The organism is Desulfonatronospira sp. (assembly GCA_003563255.1).
In the GTDB taxonomy this organism is placed as follows: domain Bacteria; phylum Desulfobacterota; class Desulfovibrionia; order Desulfovibrionales; family Desulfonatronovibrionaceae; genus Desulfonatronospira.
Window position 1 is genome coordinate 1 of sequence record PWSL01000419.1, and the last position, 4,895, is coordinate 4,895.

General features: G+C 54.4%; 5 protein-coding genes. 2 read left to right on the top strand and 3 right to left on the bottom strand.

What is annotated here, in order from left to right:
* Positions 1-186 precede the first annotated feature (186 nt).
* Together pabB and greA are read right to left on the bottom strand one after the other, a co-directional pair.
* On the bottom strand, positions 187-1,971 hold the full coding sequence (gene pabB, locus QZP87_RS12230) for an aminodeoxychorismate synthase component I (RefSeq protein WP_291323205.1): 1,785 nt from the start codon (positions 1,969-1,971) through the stop codon (positions 187-189).
* Positions 1,972-1,982: 11 nt separating this feature from the next.
* On the bottom strand, positions 1,983-2,480 hold the full coding sequence (gene greA, locus QZP87_RS12235) for a transcription elongation factor GreA (protein WP_291323206.1): 498 nt from the start codon (positions 2,478-2,480) through the stop codon (positions 1,983-1,985).
* 953 nt (positions 2,481-3,433) lie between these two features.
* Between greA and QZP87_RS12240 the strand changes: the two genes are divergently transcribed.
* Positions 3,434-3,970, top strand: a complete 537-nt coding sequence (locus QZP87_RS12240) for a macro domain-containing protein (protein ID WP_291323207.1) — start codon at positions 3,434-3,436, stop codon at positions 3,968-3,970.
* A gap of 18 nt (positions 3,971-3,988) precedes the next feature.
* Positions 3,989-4,195: a hypothetical protein gene (locus tag QZP87_RS12245; protein ID WP_008869980.1), complete on the top strand. Its 207-nt coding sequence runs from the start codon at positions 3,989-3,991 to the stop codon at positions 4,193-4,195.
* Positions 4,196-4,210: 15 nt separating this feature from the next.
* Here QZP87_RS12245 and QZP87_RS12250 read toward each other — a convergent pair whose 3' ends face one another.
* On the bottom strand, positions 4,211-4,750 hold the full coding sequence (locus QZP87_RS12250; protein WP_291323208.1) for a Na+/H+ antiporter subunit E: 540 nt from the start codon (positions 4,748-4,750) through the stop codon (positions 4,211-4,213).
* Between the last annotated feature and the right edge of the window lie 145 nt (positions 4,751-4,895).

Below are 4,895 nucleotides of genomic sequence, written 5' to 3' on the forward strand. Positions count from 1 at the left end.
TACACCATTGCAGCCACAAGGGCTGCATAGACTGCCACCAGGGCCAAAGCAGCCGTCCTGAAGCTTTCCAGGGAACCAAGTAATCTTTGCATATGCCCTCTCCTGTTAAATAGCCTTGTTCTGCGTCTTCTTTCCACCTGCCGGGATCAATACTTGTAATCCGGCCAGGGCGCAACTTTTTTAGTATCAGGCAATGATGTCCACCTGATGCATGCCGCGGACACTGTTTATAAGAAAGACTCTGGGGCTGTCCAGTACTTCCTGGATGCTCAGCACACTTTCGCGGATGGTGCCCTGTTCCAGCATAATCGAGCGGTACACCCCGGGCAGCAGGCCGCAGCTTACCGGCGGAGTAAGAAGTTCACCGTTTTTTTCTACGGCTATGTTGGCTATAGTGGATTCGGTGACCTGGCCCCGGTCGTTGTATAGAAGCACGTCCCGGCAGCCTGGCCTGGTTCTTAAGGCCTGATTGTAAACTTCCCTGTTGGTGGTCTTGTGATACAAAAACCTGTTGCCCGGATCCACCGGCGAGGCGGCCAGGGGCAAGTGGGAAAAACCGGGGTTCTGTGGATCCAGCTTGACCGCCTGCACCTTCACCTCACCACTTCTGGAAACAAGCAGGCGGATCTTGTGCGGCTGCTGGGGCAGGGCAGCACTCAGATCCTGCAACTCACTGTGCACGCGCTGCAGGTCAAGGGGAAAATCAAAGTATTCTGCAGATTCCTGCAGGCGCTTCAGGTGCCTGTTTAAATAGGGAAAGCCTGCTTCCGGCTGCCATAAAAGGCTTTCAAGAAGGTCAAAGCCGGTGCCGGGAGTGGACAGAACCCTGGCCTTGACCCGGGACTCGCTCATCTCCATGTCGGTCCTGGAGTCCCAGACAATGCCCCCGCCTATCCCATACTCGGCCATGCTGCGCATCTTGTCCAGGAGCAGAGTGCGGATGGCCACGTTGAACTGAGCCTGCCTTCCGGGTGCCATATAGCCCAAGGCCCCGGTGTAGATGCGTCTGGGAGCGTTTTCCAGGGCCGAGATAATTTCCATGGTCTTGATCTTGGGGGCCCCGGTAATAGAGGCCGGAGGAAAAAGAGCCCTGAAGATCTCGTTCAGGTTTGCTGAAGTGCTGCACTCAACCAGGGAGGTCATTTGCCACACGTCAAAATATTTTTCCACGGAAAAGAGCTGCGGCACATGCACGCTTCCCGGATGGGCTATGCGGCCCATGTCGTTTCGGACCATGTCCACTATCATGACGTTTTCGGCCCTGTCTTTTTCCGATTTTTCAAGCTCCCGGGCCGCATGCCGGTCCTGGATGTTGTCCAGACCCCTGGCAACGGTGCCTTTCATGGGCCTGGATCTGAGGGTCTGGCCCTTGAGGGTGAAAAACATCTCCGGGGAAAAGCTGCACAGGGCGAACTCTCCGGTATCAATAAAGGCTGCGTATGGAGGATCCTGAGAGCGGCAGATGGTGCAGAAGATGTCCAGAGGATCCAGGGAGCAGTCGGCTCTCAGCCTGTAGGTAAAATTGACCTGATATGTGTCCCCGGTGCGGATATGTTCCCGGATACGGGCCAGGGCCCGGGAGTACTCCCCTGGAGTTACTGAAGGCCGCCAGCCCAGACCTTCCAGTGATACTCCGGCCCCGGGAGGGGCAAGGGCGGTGGGACGCATGTCTGAAAAAAGCCCGAACCATACCAGAGGGAAACCGGAAGTGTCCTCGGTCACCTGAAAGTAGGAATCAAAGGCCGGGGCCGCTTCATAGGAAACAAATCCAGCGGCATAAAGCCCCTTTTTTTCCACTGCCTGTATGACCTGTTGCAGGGTGGGCCGAACCTGCTGCAAGGTGTCGGCCCGGATTACAACTTGAAGTCCTGAAAAACCAAGCAGATGGCCTGAACCGGAATGTCTCACCAGGGCTGCCGGGGGGGTGGGTAAAGCGGCTTCACAATATCCCGGCACTACTTGCGGCTGCATACAGTACTGACCTAGCCGATTTTGAATATGGAAGAGCCGTGAAACTGTATGTCCAGGACTTCATACTCGATTTTGCCTTTCGGAGCATGTACCACGGTTTCATCCCCCACCTGCCTGCCGATAAGGGCACGTGCCAGCGGGGAAAATACGGACAGGGAGTCTTTGACATAGTCAGTCTCGTCGGGTCCCAGCAGGGTGTATTTTCTGACTTCGCCGGAATCCACGTTTTCTATTTCCACGGTCGCACCGTAGCAGACCTTATCGCCGTCCATGGTATTGAGGTCTATGACGTTGAACATGGGCATACGTGACGTTATCTGGGCTATCTTGGCCTCCAGCAGGCCCTGGCGCTCCCTGGCAGCGTCGTAGCCGGCGTTTTCCTTGAGGTCGCCTTCCTCGCGGGCTTCTTTGATGGCCTGTATTACTTCCGGCCGTTCGGCCTGCAATTGTTCCAGATCTTTCTTAAGCCTTGCAAAACCTTCCTCTGAAATGGGGATGCTGTCGCTCATAACTGAAATCTCTCACTATTTTGGAGGTTAAAAATAATATAATCCCGCACCCGCTCCAGTTGCCCTTGTTTTAACCGTTGCTGTTCAGGACGGTTTACTTGAGAGCATTAAAGCGGGTACGGGATTACCATGGGACAGATTTGCTGTCCTGATGCTGCAGCAGGACAGCAGTCCAGTCAAATGCAGCGGTCTATCCAGAGTTATATTTATGTTATCCCGGTTTTCCGGTCAAGCACAAGGTAGATAAAAGGTAACCATTCAGGGGGGCCTCGGTGGTGATTGCTGGCACAAGGCCTGGAGACTGTCCCTGGCTGAGTACTAATGTGCAGGTTCACACCACTTAGGCGCTTAGCACAAATATCGAAACAACATGTTGTTTCAGTTTCAAAGAAAGCCAGAAGGTTTTGCCCACGGAACACACGGAAGGGCACGGAAGTTTTAAAGCGTTACGAAGCAACGCATATTCCGTGAAATTCCGTGTGTTCCGTGGGCAGTCTCTTTTGCCCCGAAGGGGCCTCTTTTTTTCGCGCTGGGTCACTGGGTCAGAAAAATCAAGAAATAATTGAGCCATGGCAGGGGTTCAGCGCATGGCACTGGGACTGTCCCCGCTATGAACAAACCAGGTCAAAGGCAACCAGTTTTGCGAATGAGAGATTTCAGTAACCAATAAAATATTGTCGCGGGGACTGTCCCAATTGGGATAAGAGCACTGCTTTTTCTTGGGTTGCGGGCATAGCCAGCGTTAGGATATAAACAACATAAACAAGGTGTTGTCAAAATCTTTTTGGCTCAAAACCGATATTGGAAAATGCCTCAAGAATTGCTAAAATACAAACTCGATAAAAGTTCTTGTCCCCGGACACAGGTTTTTTTCGGGACAGATCCCGGTCATGCTGGAGGGCTTTGAACAGATACCAAAAAAGCAGTAAAGACAAAAAAGGAGGTTTTTATCCATGCAGAAGAAGATTGCCAGGGTTCAGGTGGAATGCGTCCAGGGCGACATTGCCTCCCAGGAAGACATAACCGCAGTGGTAAATGCGGCCAACTCGCAGCTGAGGCCCGGCGGAGGCGTGGCCGGGGCCCTGCACCAGAAGGCCGGTCCCGGACTGGAAGAAGAATGCCGCCCCCTAGCGCCCATAAGGCCTGGAGAGGCGGTGCTTACCGGGGGACACAACCTGCCCAACAGGTACGTTATTCATTGCCTGGGGCCTGTTTACGGTGTGGACCGGCCCGAGGACGAACTACTGGCCAGGTGCTACAAAAGAGCCTTGAGCCTAGCTGAAGAGCACCATGTGGACTCCATAGCCTTTCCGGCCATTTCTTCGGGGGCCTTTGGTTTTCCCCTGGACAAGGCGGCGCAGGTGGCATTAAAAACAATTGCTGACGCGGCCACTGGACTGCGCCAGGTAAAAAAGATCAGGTTCGTCCTTTTCAGCCAGGAACAGAAGCAGGTGTTTGAACAGGCCCTGAGCAGCATCGAAAGCACGTAAAACCCAGTGAGGACTTAAATGCCACAGGAAAAAACATACCTACAAAAGGCCATGGACAACCTTTACGCTGCCCTGAGAGAGCAGCAGTCCGCAGACCCGGAATTGCGCAACAGGATTCAAAAATCAATCAATACCACTCAGTCGGCCCTGGATCTGGCCAAAGAGCGGGAAAAAGGCCGGGCCGGGGCTGCCGGGGTGGATGATGACGATCCCTGGCTGGGCTGATTTTTTCAGCCGGGGTCAAGTCCTGAACAGGGCCTGGATTCTTTTTTCCAGGTCCTTCAGCCTGTCCTGGTGGGGCTGTGCAGCATCCAGGACATGAATGCGCAGGCTCTGGTCAACAAGCTGTACTGAGGCGGTACCGGGAAGCAGGCTGACCACCCAGACAAAAAGCACCCTGGCAGTGGGATGTTCAAGCCGGACCCTGTGCATGATTATGCCGGTCTTAAGCGGCATTGACGGCCTGAAGGCCCTGGAGGTGACATCAAGGCCTCCCAGCAGGGACAGGTGCAAAAAGAAAGGGATAAAAGCAGGAAGGCCCGGCAGCCGGAGGTTCTGCCCGGGCACAAGGAACATGCTGCTCACCGCCGCTGCAAGGACGAAGAACAGCCCCAGGGGCCAGTCCTGCAAACTGCCTCCGGCCAGGCCCCACCAGACAACCCCGAAAAGGACCAGGCGAAAGGCAAAGCACCGTGCCCCGGCAAGGAAGCCCTGCCGGGGACGCCTTTGTACCTGATTCTTCGATCCGCTCCAGGTCCTTGTATCCCGCCTTTCTTTCATCAGATCATCATCCCCAAGCCTGCGAGAAGCAGGGTCAGAACTACAAATAAAAATCCGGCCACAGGCCACTGCCTGAGCCTGAATTCAATGCTGCAGGGGGTTTCCATGCTTTTGCGGCCGTAAATATATCTGTCCAGCATGTATA